Origin of the sequence: Streptomyces sp. NBC_00322 (genome assembly GCF_036147535.1) — a bacterium.
Lineage (GTDB): Bacteria > Actinomycetota > Actinomycetes > Streptomycetales > Streptomycetaceae > Streptomyces.
In genome coordinates, this window is record NZ_CP108019.1 from 8130018 (window position 1) to 8149372 (window position 19355).

At 67.7% G+C, this 19355-nt stretch carries 13 protein-coding genes and 2 pseudogenes; 7 read left to right on the top strand and 8 right to left on the bottom strand.

All coding sequences use genetic code 11. The features are described 5' to 3' along the window. Window positions 1-4: 4 nt before the first annotated feature. Genes OG905_RS37080 through OG905_RS37090 form a run of 3 tightly spaced genes read right to left on the bottom strand, consistent with a single transcriptional unit; the run spans window position 5 to window position 3769 of the window. Window positions 5-2377: an aerobic carbon-monoxide dehydrogenase large subunit gene (locus OG905_RS37080; RefSeq protein ID WP_328681446.1), complete on the bottom strand. Its 2373-nt coding sequence runs from the start codon at window positions 2375-2377 to the stop codon at window positions 5-7. Further along, entirely contained in the window at window positions 2374-2895 is a 522-nt protein-coding gene (locus OG905_RS37085; RefSeq protein WP_328681448.1) for a (2Fe-2S)-binding protein, read from the bottom strand. The genes OG905_RS37080 and OG905_RS37085 overlap by 4 nt, the downstream gene beginning before the upstream one ends. Before the next feature lies 1 nt (window position 2896). After that, window positions 2897-3769: an FAD binding domain-containing protein gene (locus tag OG905_RS37090; RefSeq protein WP_328681449.1), complete on the bottom strand. Its 873-nt coding sequence runs from the start codon at window positions 3767-3769 to the stop codon at window positions 2897-2899. Between the two features lie 114 nt (window positions 3770-3883). Here OG905_RS37090 and OG905_RS37095 point away from each other — a divergent pair, with 114 nt between their 5' ends. Further along, window positions 3884-4840: a LysR family transcriptional regulator gene (locus tag OG905_RS37095; RefSeq protein ID WP_328681450.1), complete on the top strand. Its 957-nt coding sequence runs from the start codon at window positions 3884-3886 to the stop codon at window positions 4838-4840. Window positions 4841-4939: 99 nt separating this feature from the next. Beyond that, window positions 4940-5130, top strand: a pseudogene (locus OG905_RS37100) (transposase); the annotation flags it as partial. Window positions 5131-5182: 52 nt separating this feature from the next. Here the strand turns inward: OG905_RS37100 and OG905_RS37105 are convergent. Together OG905_RS37105 and OG905_RS37110 are read right to left on the bottom strand one after the other, a co-directional pair. Then, window positions 5183-5557, bottom strand: a complete 375-nt coding sequence (locus tag OG905_RS37105) for a hypothetical protein (RefSeq protein ID WP_328681451.1) — start codon at window positions 5555-5557, stop codon at window positions 5183-5185. A 281-nt stretch (window positions 5558-5838) separates the two neighbouring features. Then, window positions 5839-6189, bottom strand: coding sequence for a peptidoglycan-binding domain-containing protein (locus OG905_RS37110; RefSeq protein ID WP_328681452.1), 351 nt, complete (start codon window positions 6187-6189; stop codon window positions 5839-5841). A 1111-nt stretch (window positions 6190-7300) separates the two neighbouring features. On the opposite strand from OG905_RS37110, the gene OG905_RS37115 reads away from it, so the two are divergent. Then, window positions 7301-8332: an HNH endonuclease gene (locus OG905_RS37115; RefSeq protein ID WP_328681453.1), complete on the top strand. Its 1032-nt coding sequence runs from the start codon at window positions 7301-7303 to the stop codon at window positions 8330-8332. 116 nt (window positions 8333-8448) lie between these two features. Here OG905_RS37115 and OG905_RS37120 read toward each other — a convergent pair whose 3' ends face one another. Both OG905_RS37120 and OG905_RS37125 read right to left on the bottom strand, forming a co-directional pair. Then, complete coding sequence (locus tag OG905_RS37120; protein WP_328681454.1) at window positions 8449-9900, bottom strand: radical SAM protein; 1452 nt, start codon at window positions 9898-9900, stop codon at window positions 8449-8451. Continuing rightward, complete coding sequence (locus OG905_RS37125) at window positions 9900-12515, bottom strand: glycosyltransferase (protein ID WP_328681455.1); 2616 nt, start codon at window positions 12513-12515, stop codon at window positions 9900-9902. The genes OG905_RS37120 and OG905_RS37125 overlap by 1 nt, the downstream gene beginning before the upstream one ends. A gap of 189 nt (window positions 12516-12704) precedes the next feature. On the opposite strand from OG905_RS37125, the pseudogene OG905_RS37130 reads away from it, so the two are divergent. From OG905_RS37130 to OG905_RS37145, 4 genes and pseudogenes are all read left to right on the top strand, one after another. Further along, window positions 12705-12855 (top strand): annotated as a pseudogene (locus OG905_RS37130) (IS701 family transposase); the annotation flags it as partial. Between the two features lie 302 nt (window positions 12856-13157). Next, window positions 13158-13442: a hypothetical protein gene (locus tag OG905_RS37135; RefSeq protein WP_328681456.1), complete on the top strand. Its 285-nt coding sequence runs from the start codon at window positions 13158-13160 to the stop codon at window positions 13440-13442. Between the two features lie 400 nt (window positions 13443-13842). Continuing rightward, on the top strand, window positions 13843-15198 hold the full coding sequence (locus OG905_RS37140; protein ID WP_443044038.1) for a chloride channel protein: 1356 nt from the start codon (window positions 13843-13845) through the stop codon (window positions 15196-15198). Window positions 15199-16426: 1228 nt separating this feature from the next. Continuing rightward, window positions 16427-16957, top strand: a complete 531-nt coding sequence (locus OG905_RS37145; RefSeq protein WP_328681458.1) for a gluconokinase — start codon at window positions 16427-16429, stop codon at window positions 16955-16957. Here OG905_RS37145 and OG905_RS37150 read toward each other — a convergent pair. Then, entirely contained in the window at window positions 16935-19340 is a 2406-nt protein-coding gene (locus tag OG905_RS37150) for an NB-ARC domain-containing protein (protein WP_328681459.1), read from the bottom strand. The genes OG905_RS37145 and OG905_RS37150 overlap by 23 nt on opposite strands. Window positions 19341-19355: the final 15 nt, after the last annotated feature.

The window sequence follows — 19355 nt, forward strand, 5'->3', positions numbered from 1 at the left end:
GACCTCAGGTGATCGCCAAGTCGGTGCGCAGCGGCCGGCCCTGGGCGGCCCGCCATACCGCGGCGGGGGTCAGGGGCATGTCGATGTGTCGTACGCCGAGCGGCTTCAGTGCGTCGACCACAGCGTTGACCACCGCGGCGGGCGAGCCCACGGTGGCCGACTCGCCGACACCCTTCGCGCCGATCGGATGGTGGGGGGAGGGGGTGACGGTCTCGCCGAGCTCCCAGGACGGACACTCGACCGAGGTCGGCAGGAGGTAGTCCATGAAGGAGCCGCCGAGGCAGTTCCCGTCCTCGTCGAAGGCGATGACCTGCATGAGCGCCATGCCGACGCCGTCGGCGAGCCCGCCGTGCACCTGACCCTCGACGATCATGGGGTTGATCCGGTTGCCGCAGTCGTCCACGGCGATGAACCGGCGGACCTTGACCTGGCCGGTGCCCGCGTCCACATCGGCCACGCAGATGTAGGCGCCGAAGGGGAAGGTGAGGTTCGGCGGGTTGTAGACGCAGGTCGCGTCCAACTGGCCCTCGACGCCCTCCGGCAGTTCGAGGGTGGAATGCGCCGCGAGGGCGATGTCCGCCATGGTCTTTCCCTGGTCGGGGTCGCCGGTGACGAACCAGCGGCCCTTCTCCCATTCCAGGTCGTCCGGGCTTACTTCGAGCATCGCGGAGGCGACGATCTTCGCGCGCTCGCGCACCTTGCGGGCGACCATCGCGGTCGCCGCCCCTGACACGGGCGTCGAGCGCGATCCGTAGGTGCCGAGCCCGAACGGGGTCTGGTCGGTGTCGCCGTGCACCACCTCGACGTCCTCGGGCGGGATGCCCAGCTCCTCGGCGACGATCTGCGCGAAGGTCGTCTCATGGCCCTGGCCCTGGGTCTGTACGGAGATCCGCAGCACCGCCTTGCCGGTCGGGTGAACGCGCAGCTCGGCACCGTCGGCCATGCCCAGCCCGAGGATGTCCATGTGCCTGCGGGGGCCGGCGCCGACGGCCTCGGTGAAGAAGCTGACTCCGATGCCCATCAGCTCGCCGCGCTCGCGCTTCTCGGCCTGCTCCCGGCGCAGGTCCTCGTAGTGCGCCATGTCCATCGCCAGCCGCAGGGCCCGTGGGTAGTCGCCGGAGTCGTACTCCCACCCGGTCTGGGACCGGTACGGGAACTGTTCGGGTCGCAGCAGGTTGCGCATCCGCAGTTCTGCCGGGTCTGAGCCGAGCTCGGCGGCGAGCAGGTCGACCATCCGCTCGACCAGGTACACGGCCTCGGTGACGCGGAACGAACAGGCGTAGGCGACCCCGCCGGGCGCCTTGTTGGTGTAGACGCCGGTCACGGTGCAGTGGGCGGCCGTCAGGTCGTACGAGCCGGTGAACACGCCGAAGAAGCCGGCCGGGAACTGCGTCGGCTGCGCGGTGGCGTTGAAGGCGCCGTGGTCGGCGGTCACATGGACGCGCAAGGCCTGGATCTTCCCGTCCCTCGTCGCCGCGATCTCGCCGTGCATGTGGTAGTCGCGGGCGAAGGAGGTGCTCATCAGGTTCTCCGAGCGGTCCTCCACCCACTTGACCGGCTTGCCGGTGACGATCGAGCCGACGACCGCGCACACGTAACCGGGGTAGATGCCGACCTTGTTGCCGAAACCGCCCCCGATGTCGGGGGAGATGATCCGGATCTTGTGCTCCGGGATACCGGCCACCATCGCGTAGAGCGTGCGGTGGGCGTGCGGGGCCTGGGTGGTGGACCACACCGTCAGCTTGCCGGTGATGGCGTCCATGTCCGCAACGGTGCCGCAGGTCTCCAGCGGCGCCGGGTGGACCCGTGGGTAGAGCATGTCCTGCTCCACCACGACCTCGGCAGCTGCGAAGACCTCTTCGGTGCGCTCCTTGTCGCCCGCCGACCAGTCGAAGATGTGGTTGTCGGTTTGCTCTTCCTTGTCGTCGCGGATCACCGGTGCGTCCTGGTCGAGCGCCCTGCGGGCGTCGACGACCGGCGGGAGCGGTTCGTACTCCACATCGATCAGCTCGAGGGCGTCGCGGGCCGCGTATCGGTCCTCGGCGACGACGAAGGCGACCTCCTGGCCCTGGAAGCGGACCTTGTCGGTGGCGAGCACGGCCTGGGTGTCGTACGAGAGTGTGGGCATCCAGGCCAGCCCGAGACCGGCCAGAGTCTCCCCGGTGATCACGGCCTTGACCTTCGGGTGCGCCTCGGCGGCGCTGGTGTCGACGGACACGATCCGGGCGTGCGCGAGCGGGCTGCGCAGGACGGCTCCGTGCAGCATCCCGGGCAGTCGGACGTCGTCGACGTAGGTTCCGTGGCCGCGGACGAACCGCGCGTCCTCCTTGCGGGGCATCCGTCCGAAGCCGACCGGCCGTTCCTCGGTGGTCGTCATGCCCGCACCTCCTCGCGGCCGGGCACCTGTTCGGTGCCCGCGTCGGCGGTCCGCGCCCCGCCGCCGTGCTCGGCTGCCCAGCGGATGGAGCGCACGATGTTCTCGTAACCGGTGCAGCGGCACACTTGTCCGGAGATGGCCTCGCGGATGTCCTCCTCGGACGGATCCGCGTTGTGGTCGAGCAGCCAGCGGGCGGTCAGCATCATTCCCGGCGTGCAGAAGCCGCACTGCAGCCCGTGGCAGGCGACGAATCCCTGCTGCACCGGGTCGAGTTCGGCACCGTGCGCCAGGTCCTCGACGGTCCGCACCTCATGGCCGTCGGCCATCACCGCGAGCACGGTGCAGGACTTGACCGGCGTCCCGTCCAACCAGACGGCGCACACCCCGCAGTTGGAGGTGTCACAGCCCCAGTGGGTGCCGGTGAGCCCGAGTTCGTCGCGCAGGAAGTGCACGAGCAGCAGCCTCGGCTCCACGTCCCTCGTGTGCTGCTCGCCGTTCACGGTCACGGTGATCCGCATGTCACGCCTCCTGCCCCTGGGCGCGGGCTGCGGCGGCGCGCAGCGCCCGCGTGGTGAGCTCCCCGGCCAGATGCCGCTTGTAGTCGACCGGGCCGCGCTGGTCGGCTGTCGGCCGGCACTCCTGCGAGGCGATCCGGCCCGCCTCGACGAAGGCCTCCTCGTCCGGCCGCCCGCCGCGCAGGAAGTCCTCGGCCTGCTCGGCCACGAACCGTGGGGCGCCCACTGCGGTCAGCCCTATACCGGCCTCGGTGATCACCCCGCCCGAGATCTCCAGCACCGCTCCTGCGGCGACGACCGCCCAGTCGCCGACGCGGCGCTCGACCTTGCGGTAGGCGCTGGCGTGCGAACGGATGGGTACCCGGATCTCCACCAGAAGCTCCGCCTCGTCCAGCGCGGTCTCGTACGGGCCGAGGAAGAACTCCCTGATCGCGATGGAGCGTCTGCCTCCTGGGCCCTGGGCGACAAGGGTTGCGCGCAGCGCCGAGAACGCCGCCGACAGGTCCTCCGACGGATCGGCCTGGCACAGCGAGCCGCCCACTGTGCCGCGGTTGCGCACGAGCGGATCGGCGATGACCCGTTCCGCGTCCCGCAGGACGGGGAAGTGCTCGCCGACGACCGGCGAGGCCAGCAGCTCCGCGTGGCGGACCATCGCTCCGACGGCCAGTTCGTGCCCGTCCACCCGGATCAGCGCCAGCTCATCGAGGGCGTTGATGTCGATCAGTGCCTCGGGCCGGGCCAGCCGCAGCTTCATCATCGGCAGCAGGCTGTGGCCGCCCGCCACCACCCGGGCCTCGGGGCCGTACTGAGTGAGCAGCTCGATCGCATGATCGAGGCTGGTGGCCTTCTCGTACTGGAACGCGGCTGGAACCTGCATCGGGCCTCCCAGGACGCTGCCCCCGCCTTGTCGCGATGCTGCGCTCGTCGGCACCTGCCGTACAAGGGGAGAATAAGCATTCACTTATCACCACAAACGCGGGAAAATTATGTAGTGACCGTCACACAGCTCAGCACCTTCGTGCTGGTGGCCCGGCTCGGGTCGGTGGCAGCTGCGGCGCGGACCCTGGGCGTGAGCGAGTCCGCCGTGTCGCAGGCGATCAGCGCGCTGCGCACCCACTTCGGCGATGCGCTCATCCGGCGCACCAGCGGCGGTGGCATGCGCCTGACGCCCGCGGGGGCGCGGCTCCTGCCGGTCGCGTCGCGCATGGTCGCGCTGAGCGCGGATGCCGAGGTCGCGGTACGGGCGGCGCGGGGTGCGCCCGACGAACTGCGCGTCGTCGCCACGAGCACGCTGGCCGAGTTCGTACTCCCGTCGCTCATGGAAGCCTTCGCCGTCCGTGCGGGGCGCAGGACCGAGACCTCCTTCGGGGTGGCCGTCGGCAACGAGATGCGCGTGCTGGTGGAGAACCGGCTGGCCGATGTCGCGCTCGGGCCGGATCTCAGTGCCGTCCGCGGGGGCGAACTGGTCAGCGAGCCGCTGTTCCGCACCCAGCTGGTCGTGGTGACCGGCGCCAGGGCGCCGCGGCCTCCCGGTCCGCCACCGCTGTGGTCGTGGCTGGTCGACTCCTCCGGCACCGATCCGGAAGCAGACTCCGGGCGGCTGCTGCGTCGGCTGGACGTGCCCGAACGGCACGTGTTGGTGTTCCCGAACCAGACCGCGACCTGGGCTGCCGCCGCCGAGGGCGCGGGTGTGGCTCCGGCCTTGGCCCATCTGGTGTCGCCCCGCATCCGGCGTGACGAGCTGCGCATGCTGGAGACTTCGGCCACACCGTCGGACGCCACGTGGCACGCCACCTTCCTGCAGCCCGAGCACCGCTCCCCGGCCACCGACGCATTCCTGTACTTCCTGCACACCCCCGGGGCGACCCGCATCATGCGCGCGCCCGGCGCGGGCGTCCCGCCCTCCCAGTTCCGGCCCCCGGTGTACGTCACGCTCTGGGGCGGTTGAGAAGCGGCAGGAACGCCCCACGGGCACAAGGGAGACGATCGGCCCCCGTGGCGGCGCTGCGCCGGGTCGACGTGGTCGCCGCGCTGGATGCCGCATCCGGTGCGGCCGGCGAAGATCCGCTGGCGGATTGAGCACGACTACCGCGAGCTCAAACACGGCCTGGGCCTGGACCACTATGGGCCCGCACTTGGCGCGGCCGGCACCACCACGTCACCTTGGGCACCGCGGCACATGCCTTCCGCACCGTGCGAAGACTCGACCCAACAGCACCGATGGCACTCGCGGCGTAGGGGATGCGGCGACGAGCTTCCGGGCCAGTCGCGGCTGGCCCGTCGAAGCCCGTTAGTGGTTGGCGTCCTGCCAGGGGAACGGGGCGAGGTCAGGTTCGACCCAGCCGGTCCGAGCAGGCGCACTCGCCAGCGTCGCAGGGCGGTAGAAGCGGGTGAGCAGGCGTTTGTCGAGCAGAGGAGGGTGGTGTTCGGCGAAGGCTGAGAAGGTGTCGGTGTCCTGCTCGGCCACGTGGTACCCCACCAACTCCACCCAGGCCCGAGTTACGGTGGCGTTGTACTTTTGGGGCGCTCCCGCATAGCGCGCGGTGCGCTGGATGCCTTCACTCTGTCGGTGGCCGAAATGCTCGGCGGATGCCATCACCTCGGCCATCAGGTCCTCGAAGGCGGCTGTTTTCTTCCCGTGCGGTTCGGGGCTGGTCTGGGTCATGCGGACACCTCTGTCAGCGCCCGCAGAACCGCGTGGAAACCGGCGACTGCCTCGGTGGGAAGCTTGCCGAGCGCTCGGGGGTGTTCCGGCTCCGGTAAGGCGTCCGCCGACGGTGCCGGCGTCCTCCCCGCGGACGCGGGGTGTTCCGTGACGCCGTGCTGTACGTCATAGGCGGTTACGGCTGCCCGAGTCGGCGCTGCATGCTTTGCCCCCGGCCTGCTTGGTCGGGTGGCCAGTGGGAGTCTCTCTGAGGTGCCCCCTGGGATGCGGAGCCCCGCTGACTATTTGGTTCGCAGCATGAGGGCGAGGCGAGTGTGGTCGCCGTACATGCCGGTCTGGTCGCCGCTGATGCTGTACCGCTTCTGGAATCTGGCCACGGCTTCCCGGACCTCCATGTCGTATCGGCCACTGATCGCGCCGCCCTCGTAGATGTTCGGGATCTGGAGCAGACGTACCTGCAACTCGTATACGCCATGGCCGCTGTCGCCCTGGCGCAGCACGCCCGTGCCTGGGATCTCGGGGAGCGTGGTTGCCGGATTGTCGGGCAGTGGCCGTTCCAGTTGCCCGGAGGGCGGGGAGGGGACCGCAGGTGCGGGGTTGTCGTTGACCAGCAGCGCAGAGGCGAGGATCAATCCGCTGACGGCGATGCCCCCGAAGGTTCCGGCGAGACGAGTGTCCAGCCGGTCGATGGAGGGCCACCATCCCCCACGGCTGTTCCTCGCGTGGGTGCGGATGGGTGACGGTGATGCCTTCGAGGGCGGGGCGATGAGCTGATCCGAGGGCGGGGCCGGGCGGTGGGGGGCAGCCGGCCGAGTGGCGTCCGTGCGTGGGCCTGTTCCGCGGAGCGCGCCCTCCTGCGGGGGAGCCGGGGGCAGGAAGGTCACCGGCGGCGTGGCGTGGGTTGGGCCTGAGCCACTCGCTATTGCTGGCTTTCCCGCCCTCGGGAGCGGCACAGGCTCCAGATGTGTGCCGCGCAACCAAAGCGGCTCCACCACCACATCCTGCGGAGCATCGACCTGGCGTAGGCCATCGGTACGGGGCGGCTCCACGACAGGCGGCGAGATGGCGTGCGGAGGCTCAAGATCCAGGCACTCGGGCCCACGCCTCGCCGGCTGTGTCCGTTGGGGCGAGGGCAGGGAGGGGGTCGGATGAGTGGAGCCGGCGTCCCTGGCCGGTTCGCTGCCTTGACGCCAGGACAGCGGCGGGCATTCGGTCCAGCCCTCCTGCTCGTCGAACTTGTAGAGGTCGGCGCGTGCGGCGTCCAAGGCGTCCAGCACGGCCTGAAACGAGTCCCGTATCTCTTGGGCAAAGTCGGTACCTGGACCGTGAGTTCGCTGCGGCTCGGTGTCGTTGAATCCCACTGGCATACTCCTCAATCAACGTCCGTGGAATGTCGTGTCTCGGACAGACCAGCAATGCCCTTCCTGTGTGGATACGTGCCAAGAATGTTGGGTGGCAGGGGGTTTGTGACGAGGGGCTGGGCTGCGCGGGATCAGGCTTCGCTGTTCTGTTGTGAGGCGATACGCGGCCCGTGCGGGCTTGTCTCATCGCGCCTTCCTGTATGTAGCGCGCATCTCATTGAATTCGTCGAGGAGTTGACGGCCTGCGGCAACGTGCCGGGCGCTGACTCGGTCGTGGATGCAGAGCAGACGAAGGGGCTGGGCCTGAAGCAGCCCGAACACCGGGCTCTGCCCTACCCGCAGGCCGCAGCCTGTCCTGGCCGGGGCCGTTAGCCTGGCGTTCATGGCTCCTGTGGCACATGAGACGACAACTGATACTGCCTGCCGCTGCTGGCTGATCCGCGGCTACGACGGTGACTTGAGCGAGAGCCTGGTGCGGTACTGGTTGAAGGACGGATTCTGTTCTGTGTCTTGGTGGGAGGTCCCCGAGGTACCGACCGATGCGTCACGGGCGGAGGCGCGGGAGATCGTCGCCGCGGCGATGCCCGGCGGGCCGCAGGGGCGCATTGCCCATGTGGCTGGTGCCCTCTACCGGTTCGCGTCCGTCATGGATACCGGGGACGTGGTAGTGACTGCGAAGCAGGGGCAGCCCGTACACGTCGGCATCGTGGAGGGCCCTCACTATTACGACGCCGAGGGCGAGAAGCGTCTGGCCCGGCGTCACAACGTCAGCTGGCTCACCGCCAACGCGCCCCTGGCACTCTACGATCTGCCCGAGGGCGTACGCGAGCAGCTGATGGCCGGCCAGGCGACGCTCTCGCGGTTGGATAAGGAAGCGGCGGAGTACTTCAGCGCGTTCGGAGCGCCGGAGGGCCACTCTTCGTCGTCCTTCCCAACCGGCGGCCGGGCAGTACTCGCCGCCGACCCTGCGTTCCGCTACACGCGGCTGTGCGCCGAGCTCGCTGCGACCGAACACGACACACATGGGGTGCGGGCGGCACATACGGTCACCGCTCCGGTCCGCCGTGCCAAGGCCCGGGATGCTGTGCTGACGCGCTGCGAGGGCGCCTGCGAAAACCCGGGATGCGAGGGTGCGCCAAGCGATGTGAAGGACTCTGGCCGGCCGATCCTGGAGGTTGACCACATCCACGACATCGCCAAGGGTGGCCGGGACGACCCCGAGCAGATGATTGCCCTGTGTCCGAACTGCCATGCGGTGAAAACGTACGGGACGACCCGGGAGGCGCTGCGCGACCGGCTGCTCGGTGTCGCGCAGGAGGCACACGCGGCCTGGCTGAGCCGAGCCCCCGGCGCTGCTGAGCACGGACATGCAGATCCGCCGGAATGCCACCCGCCACGCCCCACATACAAGTAGTGAAGACCGGGCTCTGGCCAGCGCACTGAGAATCATGGTCGACGGTTGATTGCTGCCACGGCAGGCCTCGGCAAAGTGACGCCCTGTCCGGTTCAACTCGGCCGGGGGCCAGAACGTCAGAGCTCGGTGTTGATGATCGCCTCGATCAGGACTTTGCCCTCCGGCGTCATGTTGATCTCTTTGGCCCTGTCGTCCACGGCAGTCAGGCCGCGTTCCTCCAGCGAACGAAATATGTGCCGCCACGGCTCATCCAGCAGGGACCGTCCGCTGAAACGGCGCTGGTGAAGCTCGTCTCGCAGTGGCTGTAGCGTCGATAGCGCCATCTTGATCGACCTGGCCTCTTGAGCGTCTTCGGAGAACCGTGTCGCCGACTCCAGCGGAAGTCGGCCGGCCTCCAACGCGGCGGAGTACGTCTTCGGATTCACATTGGCGATCGCCTCCGACGTCCGGCAACTGGAACTACCACCCAGTCCGATCGCGACTTCGGCCTCCTGCTTGTCTTGGTCGACCATGATGGACTTCCACTTTTCCGGGCCGAGGCCATCTCGCGCGAAGTACATAGTGGGGTGCTCACGGAAGCCTCCGCGGGTCAGGCCCTCGGTGAGGACCTCGCGCATCTGGTACTGCTCCCCGAGGGATGGCCAGCGATGGCCGGTTTCGGCCAGCTTGCTCCGGTAGGCGGGCAGCTGCCAGGCCGCAGGCTTCTCCCCGGACACTCCGGTTCTGGTGTCGCTGTAGGACCTCAGATGCAGCTTGGCGCACACCACGGCCGTCAGATCGTGCTCAGCGACTATGTCGAGGTCCCGGCGGACGCTGTCGACGCTCTGGTCAAGCAGCCCGTACATGAGGTCGATGCTGATCCACTCGAAGCCGACGCGTTGTGCGTTGCCAATGAAGTCCACACACATCTGCGCGGTGTGCTCGCGGCCACACTGCTGGAGCACCAGGTCGTCGAACGACTGCACCCCGCTGGACAGTTTGGTGCAGCCCAGTTCGGCCAGCAGTTCCAATTTCTCGACGGTGAAGGTGCTCGGATCCCCCTCGAAGCGGATGGCCGTGTCCGGCGTGAAGTTGAAATTCTCGCGATAGAAGCGGATCAATCGGCTGATGGCGCGCGGTGGGAGCAACGATGGAGTGCCGCCGAAGACGTTGAACTCGCCGATCGGCGCTGACCCCAGATGGGGTACCTCACGCAGCCACATTTCAGCTTCTCGGATGTTCCAGTCGACCCATTGGCTGGCCTTGCGTTCGCTAGCATCCGGCCTTCCCTTGATCAACACCACTGGGTACTGGCAGAACCGGCACCGGTACGCGCAGGTGGGGATGTAACACCACAGGTGGAAAGGCGCAGTCGAGGCGAGTTGCCGGTTGAGGTCGGTCAGGAAGTCCGACGGTGAATAGTCCGGGATGTTGCCAGGGAACACGTGGGCGCCGAAGGGATCCTCCGTCACGTATTCGAGCAGGTGTCGATTCGCTGGGGCAGCCAGCACCTCCAGCACCGAAGGCACCGGATATCGCGGATCAACCTCGTACAGAGAGGCCACCTCCTGTCCATTGCTCAGGCTCATCAGAACACCCCTCCATTTCCGAAGTAGTTGTGTGCCTCGCCGGATTCCCTGTCCTCGCAGAAGTACCTGACAAACTCGGAGAACCGCTCGGGCGGCACCTCGCGCAGGCAGGCCGGCAGCGGTGGTGGATAGCCGATGTCCTCACCCACAGTGGCGCGCAGCCTGGCGAACAGCTCGTCGGCGAACTCGAAGTACAACCGGTAGGACGGGGTCTTGTAGGAGTGGATCGCGGCGAAGTCAATCAGCCGCATTTCGTTCTTGATCTCCGCGATCCGGTGCGCGAGTCGATGGGCGAGAGAGGGTCCGAAGAACTGGATGACTGCGTCGTTGTCGAGAAGGGAGGGGGTCAGCAGTACCGGGAGGATGGTGTTCTTCGGCGTGAAGTCTTTGACGGAGAAATCCCACGCTTGTTGCGCTTCGTCCTCAGTGAGATCTCCTTCGCGGTCCAGCGTTGCGTCCTGTACCCGGATGTCCCGCATGACGATGATCCCGTCAGATCCGTAGGCCCGACCGGTGATCACCTCATCGATGGCGTGGTTGACCCTCCGCGGATTGATTTGAACTCGAGACGCGGGAACATAGGTGATGTCCTCCCCGGAGTTGCGAACCAGAATCCCGAAGTCCCAATCGTCGGAAAGGTGGTTCACGAGACACCCATCCTGCAGTTGGTAGAGGATCTCGATACCGCCGACCTTCTCGTAGGCGTCCCTATCGACCGCAAATCCTTTGCCGTCCGGGAAGCCACCGAACAGCCCGAACGTCACGGCGCGGCAGCGCAGCGTGCGCTGGATGGCTGTCCACAGCCGTGGCCGGCGGGTGAAGTGCTCGGCGGCGTAATAGTAGTTGCAGACACCGATGGCGGCCTTGCTCGACTCCATGGCGGTGAACAGCTCCCACAACCAATACTCATCCACCTGGCAGTCGGCGTCGGCCGAGACGAGGTAGAACCTCTCCTCGGCGGCGCGGCGCCCGCGTCTTCTGCTGCGCACCGACGCGAAGTCCATGCCCTTCTTCCGTGCGCAGGCGACGCCCTGCTCGTGTTCCGGGACGACGTGGATCGCCAGATCGGGGTGGTCGGCGGCGAATCGGTGCGCGATCTTCACTGTGTCGTCGGTGGAGTTGTTGTCCACCAGCACAATCTCGTACAGCGTCTTGTCGAGCGGCCCATATGCCCCACGCTGTTCGTGGAGTGAGCTCAGCACGGCAGGCAGATTGTCCGCTTCGTTGTACACCGGCAGTACGACGCTGAGTCGTGTCCGCTCGTCCATCGGGGCCGGGAGAAGCTGGGCCAGCACCTCATCGACACGGGAGGTATCGAACTGGTCCTTGCCGAGCCGGTAGTTGAACTCCGCCGTCTCCTCGCTCTTCTGCTCGTCCAGTACCAACTCGGCCACACTGTCAACAAATGACTGAGTGGGCAGATCATTTGTGGTGAGTTCCATGACGGGGGCGCGGAAGCCCTTGTCGCCGTACACCGTGTCGTACAGTGCGTAGCGACTGGTGATGTAGGGGACGCGCGAGGCGATCGCCTCCCCTATCGGGTTCCCATAGCTTTCGTAGTCATAGGAGGTGAGGAACGACATCACGTTGGCGTGGGCAAGCAAGTCCCGCACCGAGTATCCGCGCCCGGACGGGCATCCGACATGGGCTTCGTGCGGCGCGAGCCAACCGCCGAAAACCACCCGATCGCGCACTCCGAGCGTCTCGGCGAGACGGATAAGGCTCGCGTGCTCCTCCGGCGATTCTGAGGTGTCGCCGGCAACGAAGAGATAGACGTCCGCGAGGTCCGAGAGCTTGGCCACCAGGTGTATGTCCCGGTCGATCCGCTTCTGCGGGATGATCCTGGTACAACGGGCGATGAGCACGGCATCTTCTGGGATTCCGTGCTCGTGGCGAAAACCGGCGTTGCACTGGTCAACGACTGCTGGCACGTGCGTGAAGCTGTTGGGGAAGACACCGATGTTCTCCAAGCCTGGAATCCACTCAAGAGTCTTACGCCGTGCCTCCTCGTGCGGCACGACATAGTAGATGTGTGGTGAGTTCACGGGCGCCACAGTGCGCGAGTACGGAAAATCACCGTACTTCTTGATTCCCGGTTCGCTCTGCCACATCAGATCGTGGTCCCGCCACAGTACGAAGCGGCCCAGCTTCTTCCGCCGCCCGTAGTGCTCGATGGCCCGGTAGAGCGCCTTCGTGTACACGATGTTCTCCGGCAGAGTGCCGTTTTCGACCATCACGAAGGTCACGTCGAGGCGCTGCCAGTGCTCCACGATCCGCTGACCCAGCACCTCGGCGACGGCGTCCACCCGCGGCAGTAGTTGCTCGCCCAGGCCGTCGTGAATGTACTCGTGCAAGACGGCGGCAACGAACGATTGGTCGTAGCCCGGGATCTCGTCGATGCCGTCGATCCGGTCGAGTCGGACCCAGTCCGGGAGCAGCGCGGCTTCGTCGGTGTATGGCCTGAAGAAAGAATTCTTGTCAGCCTTGATGTCGTAACCGAGGTCGAGATACGCGCGATAGCCCTGATCCCGGAACGCCAGCGCGGTCTTCACGAACTCCACCACCACGCCGGAAATCGGAGTGGCGTCGAAGGAGACTCCCCACAGAACGGTCATGGAATCGCCACCCCTGCCCGCTGTCGGACCTTGCCGATTCTTCGACGCTAGCGCGCTCGGCGACCACCGGCGAGAGCACGTCCATGACCTGCGAAAACGATGGCTCCCTGAGCCGGCTCCGGCGCCGTCTCGTCCTCCAGCCGCGCGGGCCGGTCCTCACGGGTCGAACCTCGGCGGCGGGCTGGGCGATTGGTGCTGGGATTGCCGGTGGACCTGCCGCGCAAGAACTGCTGGACGATCGCGGAGTGGGCCGGGGATGCGAATCCGCATGGCGTGCGGCATCTGCTGTCCCGGGCGGCCTGGGGATGCCGATGCTGTCCGCGACGACGTGCGCGAGTACGGACAACGACTCGGTGGGCGGTGGCCGGGTGGTCGCCGAGCAGAGCGTGAAGACCCTAGCGCCGGACCCCGGCAGCCGCAGGCCGCGCTCACGGTGTCGCTCAGACCAGCCTCGTCGGGGGCCGATGATGCCATTCCGGAGCCTGGCACCTCGGCACCACGCCGATCGTCGGCACATCGCCGCCGGACCCGATTGCCTCCTCGCGTGACACCACGGCTACACGTACGACCACTTGGGTGGTACGGCGTCCTGAAGCCGTTGGCCGGGATGCGAGGTGGTTCCCCCCGTTGGATGGTGGAGTCATGAACCATCACCACCACCAGTCCCAGGGGACGTTCGAGATCGACACCCGGCTCGTCACGACCGGTGCCGTGCTCACCGCAGCCGGAGCCATGGTCGCGTGCACCGGCATGGCCATCGCGGCCTTCGCTGTGTTCACGGCAGGTCGGCGCATGATTCGCGACCTGGACGTGCCCCCGGCCCAGCAGGCGGCCATGAAGTGGCGGCAGGCCAAGGAGGCGTCCCGAGCGGGCATGCAGGCGTGGCAGTCCGCGTCCGAAGCCCAGAACGGGTCGCTCGCCCGCTAGGTCAGGCGAAGCCGCTCCACCTACACCGGGTCCCGGGCCCGGTGTAGGTGGAGCGATGCCTGCTGTCGGGGACTACGCGCCGACCCGGCGCCAGGCTTGGCCGGGTTACCCGGCGGCGATGCCGGCCGGTGCTCTCCGCGGATCGTCCTCGGCGCCGTCCGGGTCGCCGAAGAAAGTCAGTGAGCCGACCCAGGCTCCGCCGACGCGGGCAGGTCTCCGGGCGCGGAAGAATCCGGTCAACGCCAGGGCTACACGCTTGGGTGGCTCCGGAGTGCCGGCGTCAGGACGGCGTGCCAGGGTGGAAAAGCGCCGCCCTAAGCAGGTGGCGGGCATTGGGGCATTCGCTGGGAACAACCTGTGAGACCACACATCAGGTCCGCATCGCGAGGAGGCAGTGCGCATGCCCGTCGCCAAGGCAGGACCGGCGGACGCGTCACCCCAGGATCCAATGACACTTCTCCGGAGCCGCAGCTATCTGGCGCTTCTGGTGATGGCCGCACTGGTCGGAGCGCCGGTGTCAGCGGCGGCGTTCGGATTCCTCGCGCTGGTCGGCGAGCTCCAGCCGTGGATCTATACCGATCTGCCCAAGGCGCTGGGGTTCCATGGAACGCCACCGTGGTGGCCGCTGCCGTTGCTCGCCGTCGGGGGACTGCTCACTGGGCTGGCCGTGCAGTACCTGCCGGGACACGGAGGCCATGAACCGACAGGAGGGTTCAAGGCTGCCGGCACGCCCAAGCCCATCGAGCTTCCCGGGATCTTCTTCGCCGCCCTGGCGACCCTTGCCTTCGGTGCGGTCCTCGGACCGGAATCGCCTCTCCTCGCCCTCGGCGGCGGGCTGGCCGCAGGCGCCGCGCGCCTGGTCAAGCGGGACCTCCCGGAGCGAGCGAGCGCCGTGATGGGAGCGGCGGGCAGTTTCGCGGCCATCAGCTCGCTGCTGGGATCGCCACTGCTGGGAGCGTTCCTCCTGATGGAGGCCTCGGGGCTCGGCGGGCCGATGCTGGGCGTGGTGTTGGTGCCGGGGCTGCTCGCTGCGGGCATCGGTGCGCTCATTTTCATCGGCCTGGGATCCTGGACGGGCCTGGGCACTTACTCGCTGGCAATCCCGGACGTGCCGACGGCCACGACCCCCACAGCCGCTGAATTCGGCTGGGCGCTTGTCGTCGGCCTGTCAGCCGCATTCCTGGGCGTGGGAATCCGATGGCTTGCCGTTCGCCTGAAGACGCACGTCGAACGTCGGCGCGTGCCGGCCACGGTGGTCCTGGGGCTGGTCGTGGCGGGGCTGGCGATCGGCTATGCGGAGAGCACGGACAAGCCCGCGACCGACGTGTTGTATTCCGGCCAGGTGGCGATGGCTCCCCTTCTCTCGGACAGCACCGCGTATTCGGTGGGAACGCTGTTGCTGCTGGTGTTGTGCAAGGGCCTGGCCTACTGCGCATCGCTCAGCAGTTTCCGGGGAGGCCCCATCTTTCCCGCTATGTTCGTGGGAGCGGCGGGCGGCATGCTGCTCTCCCACGTCCCGGGGCTGTCCCTCACCGCGGGGTTCGCGATGGGCATCGGAGCGATGAGCGTCGCGATGCTGAGACTTCCGCTGGTCTCCGTCCTGCTCGCCACACTGCTGATCGGGTCACAGGGGCTCACCGTCATGCCGTTGGTGATCGTCGCAGTCGTGGTCTCCTACGTCGCGTCTGCCAGGCTCACACCTCCTCCTGCCCCGGAGCCGGGTCGGGAGGAAAAGCCGAGTCTGCAGCACCCCTGAAAACGCGTCCGGTGGATGTGCTGCGTCGGTCATGGCGCACCTGTGGTGCTGGGCGCAGGACTGCTCGTGGGCGAGGTGCTGGCACTGCCGGTAGGACTTGCGGAAGGGGTCGGCTTCGGCGAGGCCGATTGGCTGGGGCGGCCGCTGGAGGGACGGGGCGTCGGCCTGGCCTTCACGGGTGGACCGGTGGGGGCTGCGGGAGTTCGGGCAGCCGGGGATTCCCGGTGAGTGGCCGTCGGACGAGGGCGCGGAGTCGCATCACTGTTCCGGTCCCGGGCACCTCCTCTGGCCGGGTGCGTGGCCGGACGTTCCGGTGTACGTGAGGCTCCAGGTGATTCGGTGTCGGGGACGTGGGGCTCGTCGGAGGATGCCTGTTCCGGGCTCGGCGCTGCTACTGGGGGGCCGGCGGAGTGCTGGGACAGCAACGATGCAGCGGCCAGGCCGCCGAGCATGGCGAAGGTGGCCGCGGCAAGAGTCCGACCGCCGTACTTCTTCAGTCGCGGCGGACAGCGGCGCCGGGCTGCCGGCACATCGGCTGAGGGAGCGGGCGACCAGGAAACGTCGGGGGACTCGAAAGAGCCCGGTCCCTCGATGACGAGGGCATCCAGCGACGCCAGGTCGGCTGCCCGAGCACCGCCGCTCCGATCGCTCGGCGTTGCCATGTCGGAGTCGTATGCCCCGCACTCCGGGCACGTCACGGCGCCGTTGAGGGCGCGGCGGCAGGGAAGGCAATAGTCCATGGGCTCGACCGCTCAGTACGTGATTCGCTGGACGGAACCGCAGTCGGCCGACCAGGCTGCGGGGCAGCCGGCTGCCGGAAGGCGCCGCTCGGTGTCTTTCGGAAGGACCCTTGGCATGTGCGAACCTCACTCACTGACCGGTCTGCAGGCGGGCACCGGTTACCGAGGTCAACGGGCCTGAGAGAGTCAGCGTTCAATCAGCGGCTGGAACGTGGGGCACGCAACTTCCTTGGAGGTTGCGGCTGGTCACACCAGCGCCCCCGGTTCGCCGTCCGGGCCGACAGCCACGGCCCACTCCGAGTCAACTGCGTTCAGATCCTGGGGCCGAACGTCCTCTGCGGCACGGTATTGCTCTTCGCCCCTGTGATGTACAGAGCCGTCTTCGACGGCGGTGCGGACACAGGCATCTGCACAGACCTCTGAAGGACCACGTCAAAGACACTGAGCACTGGCTACCCTTGTGCCCGTCCGGCTACGAGGGGTGACGCATGGGCAGGGACAGTGGTCCGCGAGGCGTCGTGGTGGTCATGGGGGTGGCCGGTTGCGGGAAAAGCACGATCGGTCGGCTGCTCGCCGAGAAGCTGGGTGTCTCCTACGCGGAGGCCGATGACTTCCATCCGCCCGCCAACATCGCGAAGATGGCCGCGGGACAGCCTCTCGACGATGACGATCGGCGCCCCTGGCTGACGGCCATCGCGGGCTGGATCCGGGACCGCAGCCGAGCAGGGGAGGGCGGGGTCGTCTCGTGCTCGGCGCTGAAGCGCCACTACCGGGACACGCTGTGCGAGGCCGGGTCACAGGTGTGGTTCTTGCATCTGACCGTGGAGCGCGCACTCGTGGGGGAGCGGGTCGCCGCTCGCAGCGACCACTTCATGCCGGTCTCCCTTCTGGACTCGCAGTTCCAGGCGTTGGAGCCGTTGCAGCCCGACGAGCCGGGCGTGGCGGTCGACGCGTCCGCCACGCCCGAGGAAATCGTGCGGAAAGCCGTCGCGCGCCTCAGTGGCGCCGGAACCGTATGAGCCTTGCCGCGACCTGTTGGCGCGCGGCGGTGGCACCGATCTCGGCGTAGATCTCAGCGGCCGTTTCCAGAGCGTGCACGACCATGTCAGAGGTGCTGCCGACCGTCTCCCGACAGCGGCTGATGCCGTCCCATGCCTTCGCCAGCTCCAGTCGGCTGCCCACCTGCTCGGCGGGCTCGAGGACCGCGTTGAAGTTGGCCAGAGCCTGATGACGGTCACCTGCCTTCTCCAGCAGGATGCCCCTGTGGTTGAGCACCTCTACGACTCCGAGTTCGTCGCCGACGTCCTTGTAGCCATCCCCGGCCTTGTCCAGGTGGCCGAGCGCCGTATCCCTGAGTCGGGCGTCCTGTTGGAGCAAGCCGACATGGAAGAGGGAGACTGCGAGATTCTTGGTGGCATTGGCGGAGCCGATGCCGTCACCGATGGTGTGGTAGAGCGCCAGCGCCCGCTGGAGCAAGGTTGCGGCGCGGCGGAAGAGGCCTTCGTCGTTGCGCGCGATCCCCTCCTCGTTGTGCACGATGCCTTGCTCGTTGAGGGCGTTGGCCTGTCCGAGCTTCTTGTCCTCGGGCGTGATGTGGTCCGGCAGCTCGCCACGGAAGATGTCCTCCGCCTCGCTCAGTGCCTCGAGGGCGTCGGCGTGGAGGCGGCGCAGTCGGTTGGTGATGCCCAGGTCGTTGAGGGCCAGCGCGAGCGCGGGCCGGTCACCGAGGCGCCGGGCCGCGTCCGCCGCCGCAGCGTGTCGCTCGGCCGCCTGGTCCCAGGGCCCGTGGCTGCGCAGCGGGCCGGCCATCGCACTGGTGAGTCGGATGGTCCAGCGGTCCAGACAGTCGCTCCACTCCTTGTCCTCGCGCCGGGCCTCGTCCTCCAGTCGTGCGATGTCGAGGCATGCCATCAGGTGCGTCCGGTGCCGCTGGTACCACTCCAGAGCCTCAGTTCTCGAGGAGGTGACGGGAGCGGTCGTGGTGTTTCCTGGGGTAAGTCCGGGGCGCGGCGGGGGCTGGTGCGGTTCGACGCGGGGGCGGAGGTGGCGGGTCAGCGACGGCTCGGCGCTGGCGGACCTCTCAAGGGCGGTGCGCCAGTAGTGGCCCAACATTTCGTCGATCACCTTGTGTGTCGTGGTCGGGCGGACCTTCCCCCTGGCAAAGGGAACGAGCAAGTCGTGCATGGCGTACCTGACATCGGCATGGTGGGCTGAAGGCAGGGCGACGATGTCGAGGAGGGATGCGTCGCACAGGCGCTGGAGGTGGGTGCCGATGCAGGACTCCTTCTTCCTGCCGACGAGCATGGGTGACAGACCGGCCAGTGCGGCCGCGGCGCGGACGCTGAAGTCGGAGCCGAGCGGATGGAGTCCCAGCAGCCTGAAGACCCGCTGTGTGTTCCTGGGCAGATGCCGGTAGGACGCCTCGAAGAGAGCGGAGACGGCCAAGCTCTCCGAGGAGCAGAGGTCGTCGAGGCCTTGGAGAGGGCTCTCGGCCTGGCTGGTCTCGGCCAGGATCCGGTGGAGGTCGGCGGTGCTGCCGCGCAGTCGCGCAGCCAGGATTCGGATGGCCAGCGGAAGATGCCCACACTGCTTGAGCAGACCGGCCAAGGCATCCTGCTCGATGTGATCGGCATCCTGGCCGGCTGCGTGGTGGAACATGAGCATGGCGTCGGCTGCCTGTGGCGGCTCCAAGTGCAGCGGGGTGCCGTCCAGGAGGTGGAGCCCGGTCCTGTGACGTGTGGTGACCAAGAGGAGGTGCTTGCCGTCACCGGGCAGTACTTGCTCAACGTGGGCGCAGTCCTGGACGTTGTCGAGTACCAGCAGCGTCTGCCGGCCTGACGTCCAGCTGCGCCAGAGCCTAGCCCGTTCGACTTGGCTGGTCGGTATCTGGCTTGCGCTGATTTTGGCCACCTGGCCCAGGAGGGCAGCCAGAGTCTCGGTGGGCGTGGGCCTGGTGTCGGAGTAGCCGCGCAGGTTGAGGAGTTCCTTCGGTCCCTGGAAACGGCTTTTGAGTTCGTGCGCGGCGGTCAGGGCGAGAGCGGTCTTGCCCACACCTGCCATGCCCCACAGCACGACGACAGCTACGCCGTGCCTTTCCCGCTCCAACCGGTCCACTTCTGCGCGGATCGCGGCCAGTTCGTGGTTCCTGCCGGTGAAGACGGTGCGGCTGGGAGGGCACGGCAGAAAGTCGTTCGTGAAGAGAGGCTGGGAGCCGGCGCCTCCAGCTTCCGTGTTCTGGCAGTCACCCGTTTCCTGGGGCCGTTCTGCGACCCGGTAGTTGACCTCCATGTCGCCGTGCTGCACGAGGAACGACGTGCCGGCTCTGTTCGTCTGTGAGTAACTCGAACCGGGCACGATGCTCGGATGCGGGCCGCCGTGCTCGGCCCCTGGAGACACGTTCACAGCCGACCACCGCAC

Bases quoted from the DNA above. Each gene is read 5' to 3' on its own strand.
- OG905_RS37080 (WP_328681446.1), bottom strand. From the start codon at position 2,377: ATGACGACCACCGAGGAACGGCCGGTCGGCTTCGGACGGATGCCCCGC.
- OG905_RS37085 (WP_328681448.1), bottom strand. From the start codon at position 2,895: ATGCGGATCACCGTGACCGTGAACGGCGAGCAGCACACGAGGGACGTG.
- OG905_RS37090 (WP_328681449.1), bottom strand. From the start codon at position 3,769: ATGCAGGTTCCAGCCGCGTTCCAGTACGAGAAGGCCACCAGCCTCGAT.
- OG905_RS37105 (WP_328681451.1), bottom strand. From the start codon at position 5,557: ATGACCCAGACCAGCCCCGAACCGCACGGGAAGAAAACAGCCGCCTTC.
- OG905_RS37115 (WP_328681453.1), top strand. From the start codon at position 7,301: ATGGCTCCTGTGGCACATGAGACGACAACTGATACTGCCTGCCGCTGC.
- OG905_RS37120 (WP_328681454.1), bottom strand. From the start codon at position 9,900: ATGAGCCTGAGCAATGGACAGGAGGTGGCCTCTCTGTACGAGGTTGAT.
- OG905_RS37125 (WP_328681455.1), bottom strand. From the start codon at position 12,515: ATGACCGTTCTGTGGGGAGTCTCCTTCGACGCCACTCCGATTTCCGGC.
- OG905_RS37135 (WP_328681456.1), top strand. From the start codon at position 13,158: ATGAACCATCACCACCACCAGTCCCAGGGGACGTTCGAGATCGACACC.
- OG905_RS37140 (WP_443044038.1), top strand. From the start codon at position 13,843: ATGCCCGTCGCCAAGGCAGGACCGGCGGACGCGTCACCCCAGGATCCA.
- OG905_RS37145 (WP_328681458.1), top strand. From the start codon at position 16,427: ATGGGCAGGGACAGTGGTCCGCGAGGCGTCGTGGTGGTCATGGGGGTG.